Genomic DNA, 19,297 nt, shown 5'->3' with positions numbered 1-19,297 from the left:
TAGTTTTATGGCAGCATTACATACTCCTTGGCAAAAGATTCAGCATTATTTCTGGCTGGTCTGTGGTGTATGCTGCCTATTTGCTGCCTTAGTCTTTTGGGCGGTGACTGATTCAGATGATGTCGTCGAAATTGAAAAAAAGCCCGAAACTGAAGTGCAATTGCAGATTCAACCGGAAAAAGTCGCCACAATGACCCATCTTGGTGCACTTTTTCAGGAAGTGAAACCACTGGATCTAAATACGCGTACCGTCGTGAATGCCAGTCATGAGCCGGAATTTCGCGGTACCAAATTTGTCAATGAAGCGAAAAACCAGCACGCCATTGAATTATTTCGTGTGACCAATGAAGCCATTTTAAAAAGTTTTCTTAAGAAACAGTTCGATCGTAAACCTTTTATTTATTTAAGAATCTCGGGTGAAAATCAGCCAGAACAATATGTATTGTTATATGGTCAATATAAGACGGCGGCGCAAGCTAATCAGGCACTCTCTACACTGAAGTTAAATTTACCGGCCTCAGTCAAGCCTGAAGTTGTAGCAATGCAGCAATATGTCAGTCTGGTCAATAATCTGGGTTCAGAGGAATTGGCCAGTAATCAAAAGCTTTACGAAATTCGTTTGAAAAATGTGCCTTTGCCGAAAGTAGATGAATCGGTACGACTTAGACAGCAGCAAACCCAAACTGAGTCCAAGCCGCGTAGCTCTGATGCTGCGACTACCAGTACCACAATTGTGCGCCGTGATTCATCGGGAAATGTAGTTGATGTACAGAAATCTGAAAGTGCTGTAGAAGGTACACCTCAACCACAAAATAACAATAATCGACCTGCTCAGGGCAGTAATCCGCGTCCTCAAAATAACGAGATTAGTGATCCATTTAATTAGTCCGGTCTAAAATAGCGCATCCAAAAAATTACAGAATTAAAAATGGGCGCTTTTGGTGCAAAAAATGCACATTAAAATTAACCCTTAGAGTGCTGTTCTGCGCTAAATCTTTGTCATCTGTATTGTTTTAATTTATGCGCTGTTTGTTGGCATGGAATTTGCTTTATTGGTGCATGAATTGAATTAATCTCCCTGTTTTAGCGCGAAAAATGATTCGATGACACTATGTGAATGTCATATTTATTCCAGATTTTTATGTTATTCATGAGCAAAATAAACTTTATTTGTTATGCATTTAGTCTAAAAAAGGACTAGTCTGAAGAAATAAAGAAAATGCTTTTGCTCTACCAAGACGGTCTTCGAAAGTCCATTAGACGCCAGCGCAGAGAAAAATTTAGATTGTTTAATAGCCTGTTGAGGCTTAGTGAAAGAAGGGTACGCTATGCACATGCCATCGCCTAATAATGTAGCTCCCGCTCAAGGTTTATACCAACCGGATGAGTTTAAAGATAACTGTGGTTTCGGTTTAATTGCCCATATGCAGGGTGATGCTAGCCATGATCTCGTCAAGACCGCGATTCATAGTTTGAGTTGTATGACCCATCGTGGTGGTATTGCCGCAGATGGCAAGACGGGAGATGGTTGTGGTCTGCTCTTGGCAATGCCGAAAAAATTCTTCCGTGAAGAAGCTAAACGCTTAAGCGATACCACCTTAAGTGAAGTCTTTGCTGTAGGTTCAGTATTCCTAAATCTTGATCCTGCACTTGCGGCACACGCCAAACAGGTTTTAAACAAAGAGATTGAAGCTGAAGGTTTAATCGTTTTAGCTTGGCGTGTGATTCCCACCAATGTCGATGCCCTTGGTGAAATTGCTTTGCAATCGATGCCAGCATTTGAACAGATTATTGTTAACTGTCCAATGGGTGTGACTGAGGTTGAGTTTAACCGTAAGTTATTCCTGGCACGCCGTCGTGCAGAGCAGCTGTTAAGCAATGATACGTCTTTCTATGTCACTACTTTATGTTCAACGGTGATCAGCTATAAAGGCTTGATGATGCCAGAAGCGATTGCAGATTTTTATACAGATCTGGCTGATCCACGTTTGGAATCGCATATCGTGGTGTTCCATCAGCGCTTCTCGACCAATACCTTGCCTCGCTGGCCTTTAGCACAACCGTTCCGTTACCTGGCGCACAATGGTGAAATCAATACCATTACTGCGAACCGTAACTGGGCCATGGCGCGTGTACCAAAATTTGCAAATCCTTTATTACCAGGTTTAACTGAACTGAATCCAATTGTGAACCGTACCGGTTCAGATTCTTCAAGCCTGGATAACATGCTGGAGATTCTGGTTGGCGGTGGTATGGATCTGTTCCGTGCACTCCGTATGCTGGTTCCGCCTGCCTGGCAGAATGTGGAAACCTTAGATGCAGACTTGCGTGCATTCTATGAATTCAACTCAAAACATATGGAAGCTTGGGATGGCCCGGCAGGTTTGGTGATTCAAGATGGGCGTCATGCGATCTGTATGCTGGATCGTAACGGTCTGCGTCCTGCGCGTTGGGTGATTACCAAAAATGGTTATATCACGCTGGCTTCTGAAATTGGCGTGTGGGGTTATCAACCTGAAGATGTGATTTCTAAAGGCCGTGTCGGTCCTGGTCAAATGCTGGTCATTGATACGCAAACCGGTAAAGTGCTGGATACCCAAGATGTCAATAATCATCTGAAACGTATGCGTCCATACCGTGAATGGTTACGTGAAAATTCTGTGCGTTTGCAAGGCAGTCCAGAGCTGGAAGAATATTTATGTGATCAAGGCTTAAAAGGCGATGGCCTGAAAGCGGCACAAAAAATGTTCATGGTGACTTTTGAAGAGCGTGACCAGTTGTTACGTCCGATTGCTGAAAGCGGTCAGGAAGCGGTTGGCTCTATGGGTGATGATACCCCAATGGCAGTATTGTCTCGTCAGGTGCGCCATGTGTCGGATTATTTCCGCCAGCAGTTTGCACAGGTCACTAACCCGCCAATCGATCCGCTACGTGAATCGATTGTGATGTCACTGGAAACCTGTTTAGGTCGTGAACAAAACGTCTTTGAACAAGGGCCTGAGCATGCAGACCGCTTGATCATTTCCAGTCCTGTACTTTCTAATTCGAAAATGCATCAGATCCGTACGCTGGGTCGTGCCGGTTATGAAATTGCAGATATTGACTTGAACTATGCTGAAACCGAAGGTCTGGAAGCAGCGATTGCGCGTATTTGTGAAGAATCTGCACAAGCCATTCGTGATGGTAAAACCTTACTAGTGCTTTCCGACAAGAAAATCCGTGAAGGTTACTTGCCTGCCAATGCCTTTATGATCACCGGTGCGGTGCATCATCACCTGATCAAGACTGGTTTGCGTACCGATGCCAACCTGATTGTTGAAACCGGTTTTGCCCGTGATCCACATCAGTTTGCAGTGCTACTTGGTTTTGGTGCAACGGCAATCTATCCATATCTTGCTTATGACGTGATCAATGATCTGGTTGCCAAAGGTGAGTTATTGGGTGATCCGATTTATGCACAAAACAATTTCCGTAAGGGGATTGAAAAAGGTCTACTGAAAGTTCTTTCGAAGATGGGTATTTCTACGGTTGCTTCTTATCGTGGTGGTCAGTTGTTTGAAGCAGTGGGTTTATCTAATGAAGTGGTGGATAAATGCTTCATCGGTGTGCCAAGCCGTATTCAGGGTGCCACTTTTGTCGATCTTGAAAATGACCAGAAACAGTTGGCGGATATTGCCTGGAAAAACCGTAAACCAATTGATCAGGGCGGCTTGCTGAAATTTGTCTTTGGCAAGGAATACCATGCCTTTAACCCAGACGTGATCAACTCGCTACATAAAGCAGTACGTTCAGGTAATTATGCAGACTTTAAAGAATATGCAGAACTGGTGAACAAGCGTCCGATCGCAACGATCCGTGACTTATTCAAACTGAAAACAGACAACTCGATTCCAGTCGAACAAGTGGAATCTGTGGAAGAGATCCTACCTCGCTTTGACTCTGCCGGCATGTCTTTGGGCGCCTTGTCACCTGAAGCACACGAAGCGATTGCGATTGCCATGAATACGATTGGCGGTCGTTCAAACTCGGGTGAGGGCGGTGAAGATCCAGCGCGTTACGGCACCATCCGTAACTCGAAAATCAAACAAATTGCATCGGGCCGTTTTGGTGTGACGCCTGCTTACTTAACGTCTGCAGAAGTTCTCCAGATTAAAGTCGCGCAAGGTGCAAAACCAGGTGAAGGTGGCCAGTTGCCGGGTGGTAAAGTAAATGGTCTCATTGCCCGTTTACGTTATTCTGTACCGGGCGTTACCCTCATTTCGCCACCTCCGCATCACGACATCTATTCAATTGAAGATTTATCACAGTTGATCTTTGATTTAAAACAGGTTAACCCACAGGCGATGGTGTCAGTTAAGCTGGTTTCTGAACCGGGTGTCGGTACGATTGCGGCAGGTGTAGCGAAAGCCTATGCCGATTTCATTACCATTTCTGGTTATGATGGCGGTACAGCGGCTTCTCCACTTTCTTCAATTCATCATGCAGGTTCACCGTGGGAACTGGGTCTTTCTGAGGCACATCAGGCTCTTCGTGTGAATGACCTGCGTGGTAAAGTTCGCGTACAGACAGACGGCGGTTTAAAAACCGGTCTGGATGTTGTCAAAGCAGCAATTCTGGGTGCTGAAAGCTTCGGCTTTGGTTCGACTCCGATGATCGCATTAGGTTGTAAATACCTGCGTATCTGCCACCTGAATAACTGTGCAACCGGTGTCGCAACTCAACAAGATCATTTACGTCAAGAGCATTATATTGGTGAGCCACAAATGCTGATCAACTTCTTCACCTTTATTGCTGAAGAAACCCGTGAATGGCTGGCAGCACTCGGTGTATCAAGTCTGAAAGACCTGATTGGCCGTACTGATCTGCTGGAAGTTTTGCCAGGTGAAACTGCAAAGCATGCACATCTTGATTTAAGCAAATTGCTTGAGTCGCATCCTGCTGCAGAAGGTAAAGCACAGTATTGTCAGGTTCAAGGTAATGCACCATTTGATAAAGGCATTCTGGCTGAAAAAATGGTGGATGAGATTCTGCCTGCGATTGAAGCAGGAACTGGCGGCGAATATAGTTTCATGATCGGTAACTGTGACCGTTCGATTGGCGCACGTCTGTCTGGTGAAATTGCGAAACGTTATGGCAACCTGAGCATGGAAGCCCATCCGGTGAAAGTCCATCTAAATGGTACTGCGGGTCAGTCGCTGGGTGTATGGAATGCTGGTGGCTTACATATCAGTCTGGAAGGTGATGCCAATGACTATGTCGGTAAAGGTATGGCCGGTGGTCGCATCTCGATCTTTCCACCAAAAGGTTCGCCATTCCAGACCCAAAATACCGCGATTATTGGGAATACCTGTTTGTACGGTGCGACTGGCGGTAAGTTATACGCAGCGGGTACAGCGGGCGAGCGTTTCGCGGTGCGTAACTCGGGTGCATTTGCCGTAATTGAAGGTGCAGGTGATCACTGCTGTGAATATATGACGGGCGGTATTGTGACGGTACTGGGTAAAGTTGGGCATAACTTCGGTGCAGGTATGACTGGTGGTTTTGCTTATGTGCTTGATCTGGATAATGACTTCGTTGATCATTATAACCACGAACTGATTGAACTGAACCGTATTTCCACCGAAGCGATGGAAGAGCATAAAGCCTTCCTGGGTCGTATCCTGGATGAACATATTAAAGAAACGGGTAGTGCTTGGGCGTACAAGATCCGCCATGAGTTTGACTTCTACAGCCGCAAGTTCTGGTTGGTAAAACCAAAAGCAGCCAACTTGCAAACGCTGTTAAAAACAACTCAAGCTGATCCACAATAATTCCACTACTGCAGAAACATAGGCAGATGTAAGGCAACTGTGAACCCCTTACATCTCCCCACGGAGAGAGACATGGCAGAACGCCTGAATAATGACTTTCAATTCCTGGATGTCGCACGCCAAGATCCAGAGAAAAAAGAGAGTGATGTCCGCAAAGCAGAATTTGTGGAAATTTATAAGCCTTATACCGCGGAAATTGCAGCCAATCAGACACATCGCTGCCTCGGCTGTGGTAACCCGTATTGTGAGTGGAAATGTCCGGTACATAACTACATTCCAAACTGGTTAAAACTGGTGTCTGAAGGCCGTTTGTTCCAGGCGGCTGAATTGTGTCATCAGACCAATACTTTGCCGGAAGTTTGTGGTCGTGTCTGTCCGCAAGACCGTCTGTGTGAAGGGGCGTGTACTCTCAACGACGGTTTCGGCGCGGTGACGATCGGGAATGCAGAAAAATATATCAACGACACGGCCTTTGCTTTGGGCTGGCGTCCAGACATGTCTAATGTGCAATGGACCAATAAAAAAGTCGCGATTATCGGGGCAGGTCCTGCAGGACTTGGCTGTGCGGATATTCTGGTGCGTAATGGGGTAAAACCTGTAGTCTTTGATAAACGTCCAGAAATCGGTGGTCTGCTCACCTTCGGTATTCCAGAATTCAAAATGGAAAAAGATGTGATGAAACGCCGTCGTGAAATCTTCACAGGTATGGGTGTTGAATTCCGTCTAAATACTGAAATTGGTACAGATGTCACTATCGACCAGTTACTGGCTGACTACGATGCTGTATTCATGGGTATGGGTACATACACTTACATGAAAGGTGGCTTCGCGGGCGAAGATCTGGATGGTGTTTATGATGCGCTAGACTTCCTGATTGCGAATGTCAATCGTTGTCAGGGCTGGGAAAAAGATCCGGCTGAATATATCAGTGTTGAAGGCAAGAAAGTCATCGTTTTAGGCGGTGGTGATACTGCCATGGACTGTAACCGTACTTCGATCCGTCAAGGTGCTGAATCGGTGGTCTGTGCCTATCGTCGTGATGAAGAAAATATGCCAGGTTCACGTCGTGAAGTACAAAATGCACGTGAAGAAGGGGTGAATTTCCAGTTCAACCGTCAACCGATCGAAATTGTCGGTGAAAATGGCAAAGTAACTGGGGTGAAAGTGATCAGCACTCAGCTGGGTGAGCCGGACAGTCGTGGTCGCCGTAGTCCAGAGCCGATTCCGGGTTCAGAAGAAATTCTTCCGGCGGATGCAGTCCTGCTTGCTTTTGGTTTCCGTACCAGCCCAGCCGACTGGTTCACTGATGTAGAAATCAATCTGGATGGTTCAGGTCGTGTCGTTGCTGCTGAACAGCAGCAATACAAATTCCAGACCTCAAATCCAAAAATCTTTGCTGGTGGTGACATGGTTCGCGGTTCTGATCTGGTGGTAACCGCAATCTGGGAAGGCCGTCAGGCAGCTGAAGGGATTCTGGATTATCTGGATGTTTAACAGTTGAAAATTCACTGAAGTCATTTAAACAACCCGCTACGGCGGGTTTTTTATTTTTGGATATTGTCTAATTTAAAGAGAGGCCATTAAAAAAGATTATAAAAAGTAACAAAACTTTAGAAAATACTGTTTAAAATCAAATTAATTATATAAATATTAATAAAGAATTGAGGACAAGATATCATGCGTGTATTCAAACAATCTCTTATCGCCTTAATGCTGGCCAGTACCTTGACCCTGAGTGGTTGTGGTTATAACACCTTACAAGTCAAAGATGAAGCTGTAACGGCCGCCTGGTCGGAAGTCCAGAACCAGTATCAGCGCCGTGCCGATTTAGTACCTAATCTGGTGAATGTGGTCAAAGGCTATGCTTCGCATGAAGAGCAGGTTTTAACTGAAGTGACCCAAGCACGTGCCAATGTTGCCGGTCTGAAAGTTGACCGTGAAGTGCTGGAAGATCCAGAACTGTTTCAGCGTTATCAGGAAGCACAGGCGCAGATGACCAGTGCCTTGTCTCGTCTTTTGGCCGTCACTGAAAATTATCCAGATTTGAAAGCGAATCAACAGTTCCGTGATTTACAGGTACAGCTAGAAGGGACTGAAAACCGGATTGCGGTGGCACGTAACCGTTATATTACGACAGTACAGGACTTCAACTCTTATGCGCGTCAGTTCCCGCAAGTCATGACAGCCAAAGTGATTGGCATGGACACCAAACCGAACTTTAGTGCCGAGCAAAGTGCTCAGAAAGCGCCAACGGTCTCCTTTGAATAAGTAAGATTTGTAAATAAGCGAGAGATCAGATGTCCGAGATGCTGCTGAAATATTGTGCTGGTTTGCTCCTCATGCTGGGTATGGGAGCAACGACGCTTGTTTCAGCAGAAACGGCCACAGCTACAGATACTGAAGAAGTCATCGTGGCACGTGAAATCTTGCAGCCTAAAAATAATCAAAATACTCCAGCCCAAAATATAGAAACTGCAGCAGCATCACAGCCACAAATTGCCAATGACATGGCGGAAGGGCAGATTCAGCGTGATTTACCCAGTCTGAATGAACCGGTCATTGATCAGGCAAATTTACTTAGTCCTGCTGAAAAGCAGCAGCTGAGCCAGCGTATCCTGAAACTTTATAATGAAGGCAAAGGGCAAATAGGTGTGGTCATTGTGCCGACTACGGGACAGGAAGATATTTTTGATTATTCCATGCGTGTCGCTGAGGCCTGGCAGCTCGGCTCGGCCAAACGGGATAATGGTTTATTGATGACCATTGCCATCAATGATCGCCGCATTCAGATCTTGACCGGTTATGGTCTGGAAGGTGTGTTGCCCGATATCGTGGCAGGCCGGATTATTAATGACAGAATTACGCCGTATTTTAAGCAAGGGCAGTATGCTCAAGGGATCGATTCTGGACTGGAGGAAATTGAACGGATTCTAAATCTTGATCCTGAAATTGCCGCCCAAGCCGCGGATGAGCTAAAAGAGCGACACGAACAGGCTTATAAAGCCCAGCAAGCCTCTCAAGCCACTTTTGGTGCTGTAATTTTTATTATCATCGCTGGTGTGGTTGCTTCGATGATTTTTGGTAAAAAACTTAGTGCTGCAACTGCTGCAGTTGCAGGTACAGCTGCTGGCCTAGTCAATGGCATGGGCTTAATTGCCAGTTTAATGATTGGGATTGGCGTATTTTTTGTATTAATCACTTCACTGGCGCAATTACTTTTGTATGCTTTTGCTTCTGGTGCTGGTCGTGGCGGTAGCGGCCGCGGTGGTTTTGGTGGCGGCTTCGGTGGAGGCGGTGGTGGTTTTGGTGGGGGAGGGGCATCAGGCTCATGGTAACAACAACAGATACAACAGAGATTGTCACGCAACCGAAGCTGGAAGAATATGCACAGCCGAGTTTTAAGCGATGGTTCAAGCATTTCTTTTATATGCCAGCAACCAAGCGGTTTTTCTCCAAGCAGGATCAGCATGCAATTGCATTAGCTGTTGAAGAAGCTGAGCATGGGCATGTGGGGGAGATTCAGGTCGTAATCGAGGGATGCTTATCCGCACGATCAGCCTATTATCAGGATACTTTGTGTAGAGCTCGACAACTCTTTGCCGAACTCGGTGTCTGGGATACCGAATATAATAGTGGGGTATTGCTATATTTAAACTTGTGTGAGCATAAGGTTGAGATTGTGATTGATCGGGGAATTAAACAGGCAACCACTCAAGAAGTCTGGGATCAGATTTGTCAGCATATTGTTCAATTATTAAAGCAAAAGCAGTTTAAGCAGGGTGTGATTGAAGGTGTTATAGAAATTGGAAAAGTTCTAGATCAATATTACGATCGAAAAATAGATGATTTAGAAAATGAAATAGGGAATAAACCGATTATTTTAGGGTGATTTTTTTATATATTGCTTGCATAAGGCTTTGTTGCACAAAGATTTGAAATGCAAAGCGCCCCTAATTGAGCCAAATTTAAGGCGTAACTTGGGTAAGTGGTCGACCTAATTCCGTAAATCTGTTGAGGACTGCTACACGTGCATGAATTTCATTCACCTGACTAGGAAAGCTTCTTGCCATTAATTTATCGCCTAATAATTTGATGCAATGCATCTTGGTTTCCACCAAACTGCGGCGATGATAGCCTGACCATTTTTTCCATAATGTCCTGCCTAAACGTTTAACTGTTCGAAGTAATTCATTTCGCTCTAGCGAGCTACTCTTTGTATCTTTCCATGGTTTCGCATTTTTTCTAGGTGGAATCACCGCATGTGCTTGCCGATCTGCAATGACCTGACGGCATTGCTTGGTGTCATAAGCTCCATCGGTATAAACAGAGTCAATCTGCTCATCTTGTGGAATCTGATTAAGTAAATCACCAAGAACCTGTGAATCACTGACATTATTGAACCGTACCGGGTTTGTCGGAGAGTCAATATTCTGAGAGACTATCCCGATGACAAAATTAAAATATACCCCTGAAATCAGAGAAAGAGCGGTTCAATTATTGATTGAATCCGAGAAAGATTATCCATCGAATTGGGCTGCAATCACAGCAATTGCTCCTAAAATTGGCTGTACTCCTGAAACACTACGTGTTTGGTATCAAAAATACTTAGATCAACAAAATCCAGTTAAAGCACAGCAGCTTTCAGACCAAGAACGTATCAAACAACTGGAACGCGAAAATAAAGAACTGCAACGTGCTAACGAAATTCTACGTAAAGCAGCGGCTTTTTTCGCCCAGGCGGAGCTCGACCGCCCACACAAATAATGGTGGATTTTATCCATAATAATAAAGAGCTGTACGGAGTCGAGGCGATTTGTAGAATTTTACCGATCGCACCTTCAACCTATTACCGGACTCTAGATCTCACAGTAAATCCAGAACATCGAGCGAAACGAGATTTACATGACTTGCAGCATGCTGAGGAGATTAAGCGAATTTGGAAAGAAAGTTCAGGTCGATACGGTGTGCGTAAGGTCTGGCAACAACTGAAACGTGAAGGCTATGTGATTGCACGTTGTACAGTTGCTCGATTGATGCAAAAGCTAGGTATACAAGGTGTTTGGCGTGGTAAGAATAAACAAACCACCCGTAACCGAGATGACCAAAAACGGGCAGATGATTTAGTGAAACGTAATTTTAATGCTGATCATCCAAACCAACTATGGGTGGGTGACTTTACGTATATTCAAACTCATTCAGGCTGGGTATATACCGCATTTGTTATTGACGTGTTCTCACGAGCAATTGTTGGATGGAAAGTATCTACACGGATGAATACAGATATGGTGCTCGATGCATTGGAGCAAGCATTGCACGATCGAGGTATGCCTAAGAATGTGATTCATCATTCAGATAGAGGTGTTCAATATCTTTCTATTCGCTATACCAATCGTTTAGAAGCAGCAAATTTACGAGCATCAGTCGGTACGACAGGTGATTCATACGATAATGCTTTGGCTGAAACGGTGAATGGCTTATACAAAACAGAAGTGATTGAATATTTAAAAGCAGATTGGCAAGGTTTAGCGGATGTACAACTTGCGACATTAAATTGGGTAGATTGGTTCAACAAAAAGCGTGTACACAGTGCACTGGGTTATGTATCGCCTTTTGAGTTTGAAGCAATGTACTATGATAAGATTAATCCGTTAGGTCAGGTGGCCTAACTTAAATAAAAAAGTCTCCGACAAACCCGGTACGGTTCATTATTGGTTGTGAGCTGAATAGCGCGTATTTGTAGGGTTTTGGCATCTATACCAATATGTAGTTTACGCCATTGGCGACGATATTCAGCTCCATGTTTCTTGCGTTTCCATTCGCCCTCACCTAGAAACTTCATGCCTGTAGAGTCTACGAGTAGATGCAGCCCATCGCTACTTTTTTGGTAGCTGATTGCAATGTCAATATGCTGTTGTCGTCTACAAATTGTAGTGTAGTCTGGCGCTATCCAATTTAATCCGCAAAGTTTAATCAGACTTTGCACAAAGCCAGTGACCATACGTAAAGACAGACGGAATAAGGATTTAATCATTAAGCAGCATTGGATGGCTGCGTCGGAGTAGGTTTGATTTCGCCCTTGTTTGCCTTTTGATGGCGCATACCATTGCGTAGCAGGATCAAACCAAATGGCAATATTTCCGCGACTCATGAGTGCTCGGTTATATGCGGGCCAATTGGTTGTGCGGTAGATTTTGTGTGTAGGCTTCTTCATTTGAAAATTATATCGCTGAAAAAGCCTTTACAGATAGGTTTGTGCAACAAAGCCGATTGGTAATAAAAATGACAGTATTAATTTAATTAATTAAATTCTACACTGTTCCTATTCAGTGATGAGATCATTGATTTTTTTCATTACGCTCAATTAATTGAGCTTACATGCCTAAAAAATGGAAGAAGTCCATATTAGCTAACTTATGGATTCTTGATTTTATATGGACACTTATGGAGTATCGATCAATGTAAAGCCTTTTTGAGCGTTCATAACATTCTCCACAAATATTTTGTTGATTTATTTATAAGCTTTGTAAGCTAATTTATAGGTTGCACAAAGTGTGCCAAAGCATATTATCCAATTATTATGTATGAAATCAATACATTGTTTAATGGATTAAAAAATGTAAAAAAGCGGAAAGTAAATTTGTGTAACTAACTGACAAAAAATGTCAGTTCCTGCTCACTATATGCTTAATCAGAATTGAAAATTTTATAAAGTAAGAATCTAATTACCAGAAGACATAATTTTTTGTTTATTATGTGCCAAACTTTCACTGCCTGATATTTCTATGAAATTCACGCTTGCCCTCATTGCAGCAATTCTTATCTCTCTTGCATGGCTCATGCCGATCCACTACCGCCCTTGGGTCACCTATACCGGTGAACTCTATGCCTTCTTTGCATTATTTGCGCTCGCTGCGATCTGTCTAAAAGAAAAACTCGAAATTCCAGCAATCAGTTTGCCATTATTACTACTCACCTTTATTCCTTTTATACATTTTCTGGTAGGACAAGTATTTTTCTTTAGCACTGCTATGATGGGCTTCATTTTTGTCTTTAGCTTTTGGCTGGTAAGTGTGTTGGGTTATCACCTTTCAACAGGAAACTATAGCCGAGAAGAAACCTTTACTAATTTGAGTTATGTATTTTTAGCTTCAGGAACGATTACGGGTCTAATTGCGCTGTGTCAGTGGTCTAATCTGGATTCTGTACTGCCAGGCATGGTGAATATCAGTGGTACACAGCGTCCCTATGCTAACTTTGCCCAGCCGAATAATATGGCGACTTTCTTGGTCATGGCTTTGATGAGCTGCCTTTACTTATATGAAAATAAAAAAATCCATACCAAATGGTTATTTGCCTGCGCTGCAGTGATTGTTATAGGAGTTGCTTTAAGTCAGTCGCGTACTGCCTGGGTGGCTGCGATTGCGATCATACTGTATTTAGCGTTCTACCAATATAAAGGTGTTATTCGCCTGAAATGGTATTACAGTAGCTTTTGGTTTATCTTTTTTGTTGCCTGTATTGTGGCTTTTCCATTACTCAGTCAACTCGCTGCACAAGCGATGGATACCGACGTCGTGCAAAGCAGGAATGTGGTATCTCGTGCTACCGGTGATATGTCACGTATTGCCATCTGGCAGCAAATGTTGGCTGCCATTCAGGCACAGCCATGGTTTGGCTATGGTTGGTATCAAACTAGCGCAGCGTTCGTTTCAGTCAGCGATACTGTACAAGGCCCGGTGTGGATCCGTAGTGCGCATAATTTTATTATTGATTTCCTGCTCTGGAATGGACTGATCATCGGTCTGCCTTTCTTGGCATATTTTGGTTATTTAGGCTTTCAGTTACAGCGCTGGGTGAATACGCCAGAATCTGTCATTGGAATCTTGATGATCGGGGCTTTTGTGACACATGCCATGTTTGAGTTTCCACAGCATTATGCCTATTTTCTGCTACCAGTCGGTTTTATTCTGGGTACGGTTCTGGCACAAAATCCAAAAATTAAAACAGTGGTTATGCCATCAGTCGGTATGAAATTCATTTTTGCTGTTGGGTTACTTTTATTGATTGTGATTTATCGCGATTATGATGTTGCAGTACCAAAACTCGGACAAAGTATTCGTTATGAGAAGCAGCCAGAAAAAATCACTAATGAAAAACCAATTTATTTGCTGACCGAGTTTAATCATCGCATTGCCTGGATTCGTCTGAATCCTTATAGCAAGGCATCTGCTGATCAGATTCTGGAAGGTGAACAAATGGTCTTGAGTTATCCGACTAAATATAACCTGATCAAATATGCCAAACTTTTAGCTTTTAATGGATATGAGGCGGAAGCCAAGCATCAGCTGCAACGCTTAAAGATCATTCAGAAAACTGAAATGAGTTATAAAGAGTTAACGCAGGATATGCCGCGCTAAATACAAAAAGCCAGCAGATGCTGGCTTTTTCTTGGCTTAATTTTAAGTTTAGAGCTGACTTTGAATATAGTTTTCAATGCCAATGCTTTCGATCAAATCAATTTGTGTTGTGGTCCAGTCCAGATAGTTTTCTTCTTTCTCTAGGATTTCCTGAACCAAATCACGCGTTACATAATCCATTTGGGTTTCAGCCAGCGCGACTGCTTTCTGGATGACTTCAATATTTTCTTTGACTTTACGCACGTCACAATGCAGCACTTCTTGAGTATGCTGACCGATATACAGCTTGCCCAGATTCTGTAAATTCGGCAGGCCTTCCAAAAATAAAATACGTTCAATAATTTTGTCGGCATGTTTCATCTGAACAATGGATTCTTTATATTCTGCCGAGCCCAGTTTCTCAATGCCCCAGTCATTAAACATGCGCGAATGCAGGAAATACTGGTTAATGGCAGTTAAGTGGTGATACAACACCTGATTGAGCTGATTAATCACATCACGATTGCCTTTCATCGCATAACTCCATTTGGACCTGTTTTATCTTTCTAAGAAAGCGCTCTAATCCTGATAGTAAAGCAAGTCAGGGGTAAATGGCGAGTAATTTATCAAATCAAACGTAAAACCTCGTTTTCAAGGCAGGGATATAAATGAGTGACCTAAGCCATACGACATAAAGTGACCTAAGCCATACGACATAAAATGTCGTTTCAAATTAACATTTTTAACTTTGGATATTCTATTGGTTATTTTCATTGATAAAATAATCGCATGAAAACACTTAAATTACGCATTAAAGATAAACATTCTAAGATATTAGAGCAATTAGCATCTGAAGTGAATTTCGTCTGGAATTATGTCAATGATTTAAGCTTTAAACACCTTAAAAGAAAAGGTGAATTTCTCAGTGCTTACGATATTGCTGAATATACGAAAGGTACATCTAGGCTTTGTGGGTTACATAGTCAAACCATTCAGGCTGTTACCGAAGAATTAGTCATACGCAGAAAGCAATTCAAGAAGACCAAACTAAAATGGCGGGTCAGTCATAAGAAATCAGCCAGAAGATCACTAGGTTGGATACCCTTTAAGAAAGTAGCAATCAAGTATGCTGATGGCCATATCCAGTATGGCAAGCATCAGTTTAAAATATGGGATAGCTATGGACTGTCAAATTACAGTATCAAGACTGGTTCGTTTGTCGAGGATGCGCGTGGCCGCTGGTATGTCTGCTTAGTTGTGAATAGCCCTGAAATTGAGAAATCGACTGCGACTAATTTGATTGGGATTGATCTGGGCTTAAAGGATATAGCCACTTGTTCGGATGGTACGATAATTTCAAATCCCAAGTTCTACCGTCAATATGAACAGAAATTAGGGATTGCTCAACGAGCTAAAAATAGAAAACGTGTCCGTGCATTACACGCCAAGATTGCAAACTGTCGTAAAGACCATTTGCACAAAGCAAGTACGATGCTTATAAAGAAAAATGCATTAATTGTTGTAGGCGATCTGAGTGCGAAAAAACTGGTGAAAACCAAGATGGCGAAGTCTGTTCTGGATACCGGATTTTCAGCATTCAAGACCATGCTCAAGTATAAATGCGAGAACGCAGGAGTATGGTTTGAAGAAGTTAGTGAAAGTTTCACAACCCAAATGTGTTCGTGCTGTGGTGAGGTCACTGCAAGCAGTCCGAAAGGTAGAGCAGATTTGCGAATAAGAGTATGGGAATGTGAAAACTGTTCAAGTGTTCTGGATCGGGACTTGAATAGTGCTAAGAACATACTTGCGCTTGGGCATAAGCGTCTCGCAGGAGGAATCAGCTCTATTTAGAGAGGTGAGGATGTCAAGGAACAGCAAATGAAAATCGACATCGAATCGATCCAGACTCAGATGAGTGGCAATAAAAACCCGCCAGAGTCAAAGGCGGGGGAGTAATGATTGAAGATCATTGTTTTTCATTATGCTTATAAGGAGAAATATTTTGAATTTATGCTGCAACGGCCAGTCGTGCTGCGATTTGTGAAACTTCATCACTGATGATCATACGAGCTTCTGGTACACAGCGGCCACAGCAAGTTCCCAAGTCCAACATATCGCGGACATCACGATAACTTTCAGCGCCATTTGCAATAGCATCTTTAATGTCTTGATCTGTAATGCCACGGCATAGACAAACGTACATAGGACACAACCACAGTGATTAAATAAGATAAGTAATATTATTGATAATTGTTATCGTTTGTCAATAAAAATCATTTGAAATAGCTTTTATCGTGATTGATGATTTAGATAAAAAACTACCATCTGAGCGGAAATCCAAGCACTGCTCGGATTTCCACACAAAAGCAATTCATGATTTAGAATGAGATATTGCAGGGTGGGGACTGAGTGATTTTTATAACTTATTGATTAATGATGACAATGCCATCCATTTCAACCCAAGCATCTTTAGGCAGGCTAGCCACACCTAAAGCGGCACGTGCTGGATAGGGCTGGGCAAAATACTCACCCATAATTTGATTGACCAGTTGAAAGTGAGATAAGTCGGTCAGAAAAATATTCAGTTTGGCGATATCTGCCAAAGAGCCACCAGCGGCTTCACAGACTGCTTTTAAGTTATCAAACACCCGGCGAATTTGAGCTTCAATGCCTTCAACCAGTTCCATACTATAAGGATCCAGACCAATTTGACCTGATAGATATAAGGTATCACCCACTAAAATGGCTTGCGAATAAGTACCAATCGCAGCAGGGGCATTTTCAGTATGGATTACTTGGCGGGACATTAATTTCTCCTTTTATCATCGACATACATCATATTCGATCAATTCGGCCGATCAAAGCACTATCGTTTTAAATGATCAACTTGCTTTAGAGGCTTCACTGAAAACGATGGGCTGAGCCAGGCGGATAATTCGTGGAAAGCCGAAATACATGCGTAAATCCCGGATAATCTGTGCAATCTGTTTACGGTTATGCACCACGATATTGACATAAGTTTTGTCATCCTGAGTACGTACCATTTCCACCCCGGAATGCGCTTTACGGCATTGGTAAATCAGGTCTGAAATCTGCTCGTCATTCATGTCCAAGTCAATACTGAGATAGGCAGTAAAGCTGATATCTTCGAGGTCATCAGAGGTCCACTGTAACAACATGATATTTTCTGGATGCTGATGCTGTTCATGCAGCAGGTTGTGGCAGCGCGCACGATGCACAATCAAACCGCGACGGGTCAAATGACCCTGAATCGGATCACCCAGCACAGGATTGCAGCAATGTGCATATTTGACATCGACACCTTCCGTTCCCTGAATCAGACGGTCTGAGCTGGCAATATTCTGATGATGATCTTGGGCAAATAAATGGTTGGCCACCAGTTGCGGTAATAAATCACCGACTGCAATCTGTTCAAACAGCTGTTCCTTGCTGGAAACATGGCGCCATTCCAAAAGGTTTTTCCAGTCTGCTTCCGTCATATCGCGAATAGAACGATGGAAGAGTTTCAAGGCACGATTGAGAGCCTGTTGTCCGACCAAACGTTGCTCATCTGGATCTTGATCGCGCAGAATATTCTGAATAGCACGACGAGCTTTCTGGGTATTAATAAAACTGAGCCAATCTGGGTTCGGCGTCGCAAGGACATCAGTAATGATTTCGACTACCTGACCACTGACTAAAGGAGTCGACAGTGGTTTGGTTTCATTATTAATTTTTGCACCCACCGCATGGTTGCCCAGGAATAAACTCGCCGCATAAGCAAAGTCGACCGCCGTGGCACCTTGCGGTAATTCATGTAAATGGCCGTGTGGGGTATAGACCCAGATTTTTTCCTGATGTAAATAGTCCAGTAATTCACTGAAAGTGGTTTTGGCACATTCGCCATCGACTAGGACATTCAGGTTTTGCATTGAAGCCTGAATTGCTGAGCGGCAGGCTTGCGGCGCACTTTCACCGAGTACAACACCAAAACGTGCTGCTTTACGCATCAGTTCGGTTTGAATGGTCAAAGACAAAGTGGTCTTTTCGCCTTTCAGTCGCATCATCAGGGACTGGTTGCCACCCGGTAATGGACGACGGATATGGTCTTCATAGCTTTGAATCTTAAAGCTATGGGTCAGAATCTCTGCCAGTCGGTCACAATCGGCAATGCTCTGTAAAATAATTTCAAAAGCATGGCTGTGAGTTAATTCTTGTAGATCGATGTCATTTTTAACGAAGTGGCGCAGTAGCTCAATATTGTTGTTTTTCTTCTTAATCCGGCCTTGAATGGCATTCTGTTGCAGCAGTTCGGTCAGGTTCTTTTCCCACTTGGCCTGATATTCACAGCGTTTTGGCTTGGTTTCCAGTAGGGCGGCCTGCACATTGTTATACATGTCCAGATCTAGATTCTGATAACAAAGATGTTCCAGATTATCCGCCATTTCATTCATGCCGACAATACGTGCCATTGGAACAAAAATTTCAAAAGTTTCGCGGGCAATACGTGCCCGTTTGTCTGGACGTAGTGCATCCAAAGTGGTCATATTGTGATAACGGTCGGCCAGTTTCACAATAATGACACGTGGATCCTGTAAGGTGGCTTGCAGAATTTTTCGGAAAGAAGCCGCTTTATTATATTCTTTATCGCTAGAATGACTTAGTTTGGTGACACCATCGACCAGTTCAGCGACGGTAAAACCAAAAATCTTGCTAATATCATTTTTGTTAAATTCGGTATCTTCAATCACATCATGCAGCAGGGCAGCCATTAAAGTTTCAGTGTCCAAACGCATATGCGCCAAGATACAGCTGACCGCAATCGGATGTAGAATATAAGGTTCACCACTTTTGCGCACAATCCCATCATGCGCCATATCTGCATAATCACAGGCCGCAAGCACACGTTCGACATCGCTTTCACTTAAATACGCATCGATAATGAGCTCTAACTGCTGCTTGGCTTGACTGACCTGTGGGCCTGGCATAAAACACCTTTTCAACTGAATTTTTTACAAATAAAACCTGAAAGCGCTTTAGAAATGTGAATTTCCTGGTTTGATGGTTTTTGGCTGCTAGCGAGCAGAAAAC

At 43.3% G+C, this 19,297-nt stretch carries 13 protein-coding genes, 2 pseudogenes and 1 other annotated feature; of the genes and pseudogenes, 9 read left to right on the top strand and 6 right to left on the bottom strand.

Features of this window, described 5'->3' with window-relative positions; translation table 11 throughout:
* Positions 1-7 precede the first annotated feature (7 nt).
* From HGD77_RS13765 to HGD77_RS13740, 6 genes are all read left to right on the top strand, one after another.
* Positions 8-886, top strand: a complete 879-nt coding sequence (locus HGD77_RS13765; RefSeq protein WP_005265537.1) for a hypothetical protein — start codon at positions 8-10, stop codon at positions 884-886.
* 448 nt (positions 887-1,334) lie between these two features.
* A complete protein-coding gene (gltB, locus tag HGD77_RS13760) occupies positions 1,335-5,810 on the top strand; it encodes a glutamate synthase large subunit (protein WP_017397742.1) in 4,476 nt (1,491 codons plus the stop codon).
* Positions 5,811-5,882: 72 nt separating this feature from the next.
* A complete protein-coding gene (locus tag HGD77_RS13755; RefSeq protein WP_005265541.1) occupies positions 5,883-7,304 on the top strand; it encodes an FAD-dependent oxidoreductase in 1,422 nt (473 codons plus the stop codon).
* Between the two features lie 183 nt (positions 7,305-7,487).
* Complete coding sequence (locus tag HGD77_RS13750) at positions 7,488-8,078, top strand: LemA family protein (RefSeq protein ID WP_005108521.1); 591 nt, start codon at positions 7,488-7,490, stop codon at positions 8,076-8,078.
* A gap of 29 nt (positions 8,079-8,107) precedes the next feature.
* Positions 8,108-9,145: a TPM domain-containing protein gene (locus HGD77_RS13745; RefSeq protein WP_005265542.1), complete on the top strand. Its 1,038-nt coding sequence runs from the start codon at positions 8,108-8,110 to the stop codon at positions 9,143-9,145.
* Complete coding sequence (locus tag HGD77_RS13740) at positions 9,139-9,699, top strand: TPM domain-containing protein (RefSeq protein WP_005265543.1); 561 nt, start codon at positions 9,139-9,141, stop codon at positions 9,697-9,699. The genes HGD77_RS13745 and HGD77_RS13740 overlap by 7 nt, the downstream gene beginning before the upstream one ends.
* A gap of 76 nt (positions 9,700-9,775) precedes the next feature.
* Here the strand turns inward: HGD77_RS13740 and HGD77_RS13735 are convergent.
* Positions 9,776-10,210, bottom strand: a pseudogene (locus HGD77_RS13735) (IS5-like element IS17 family transposase); the annotation flags it as partial.
* A 46-nt stretch (positions 10,211-10,256) separates the two neighbouring features.
* Here HGD77_RS13735 and HGD77_RS13730 point away from each other — a divergent pair.
* Positions 10,257-11,476, top strand: a protein-coding gene (locus HGD77_RS13730) for an IS3 family transposase (RefSeq protein ID WP_155861555.1) whose coding sequence is annotated in 2 segments (ribosomal slippage) — positions 10,257-10,533 and positions 10,533-11,476 — 1,221 coding nt in all. Because the reading frame shifts where the segments join, the coding sequence is not laid out codon by codon here.
* Positions 10,532-10,648: a sequence feature (AL1L pseudoknot), on the top strand. (Overlaps the previous gene by 117 nt.)
* A gap of 38 nt (positions 11,477-11,514) precedes the next feature.
* On the opposite strand, the pseudogene HGD77_RS13725 reads toward HGD77_RS13730, so the two are convergent.
* Positions 11,515-12,021, bottom strand: a pseudogene (locus tag HGD77_RS13725) (IS5 family transposase); the annotation flags it as partial.
* A gap of 571 nt (positions 12,022-12,592) precedes the next feature.
* Between HGD77_RS13725 and HGD77_RS13720 the strand changes: the two are divergent.
* A complete protein-coding gene (locus tag HGD77_RS13720) occupies positions 12,593-14,227 on the top strand; it encodes a PglL family O-oligosaccharyltransferase (protein WP_005265546.1) in 1,635 nt (544 codons plus the stop codon).
* Positions 14,228-14,275: 48 nt separating this feature from the next.
* Here HGD77_RS13720 and bfr read toward each other — a convergent pair whose 3' ends face one another.
* Entirely contained in the window at positions 14,276-14,740 is a 465-nt protein-coding gene (gene bfr, locus HGD77_RS13715) for a heteropolymeric bacterioferritin subunit Bfr (RefSeq protein ID WP_005265547.1), read from the bottom strand.
* A 255-nt stretch (positions 14,741-14,995) separates the two neighbouring features.
* Between bfr and HGD77_RS13710 the strand changes: the two genes are divergently transcribed.
* A complete protein-coding gene (locus tag HGD77_RS13710) occupies positions 14,996-16,057 on the top strand; it encodes an RNA-guided endonuclease InsQ/TnpB family protein (protein ID WP_005265548.1) in 1,062 nt (353 codons plus the stop codon).
* Between the two features lie 157 nt (positions 16,058-16,214).
* Here the strand turns inward: HGD77_RS13710 and HGD77_RS13705 are convergent, their stop codons facing one another.
* The 3 genes from HGD77_RS13705 to HGD77_RS13695 form a co-directional block, all read right to left on the bottom strand.
* A complete protein-coding gene (locus tag HGD77_RS13705; protein WP_005265549.1) occupies positions 16,215-16,409 on the bottom strand; it encodes a bacterioferritin-associated ferredoxin in 195 nt (64 codons plus the stop codon).
* Positions 16,410-16,629: 220 nt separating this feature from the next.
* On the bottom strand, positions 16,630-17,013 hold the full coding sequence (locus HGD77_RS13700; RefSeq protein ID WP_005265550.1) for a RidA family protein: 384 nt from the start codon (positions 17,011-17,013) through the stop codon (positions 16,630-16,632).
* A gap of 75 nt (positions 17,014-17,088) precedes the next feature.
* Positions 17,089-19,194: a RelA/SpoT family protein gene (locus HGD77_RS13695; RefSeq protein WP_005265552.1), complete on the bottom strand. Its 2,106-nt coding sequence runs from the start codon at positions 19,192-19,194 to the stop codon at positions 17,089-17,091.
* Positions 19,195-19,297: the final 103 nt, after the last annotated feature.

It is taken from the genome of Acinetobacter sp. NEB149 (assembly GCF_012516415.1).
GTDB lineage: Bacteria > Pseudomonadota > Gammaproteobacteria > Pseudomonadales > Moraxellaceae > Acinetobacter > Acinetobacter lwoffii_V.
The sequence above is the reverse complement of the archived record's forward strand: the minus strand, read 5'-3'. Positions and strand labels throughout refer to the sequence as shown.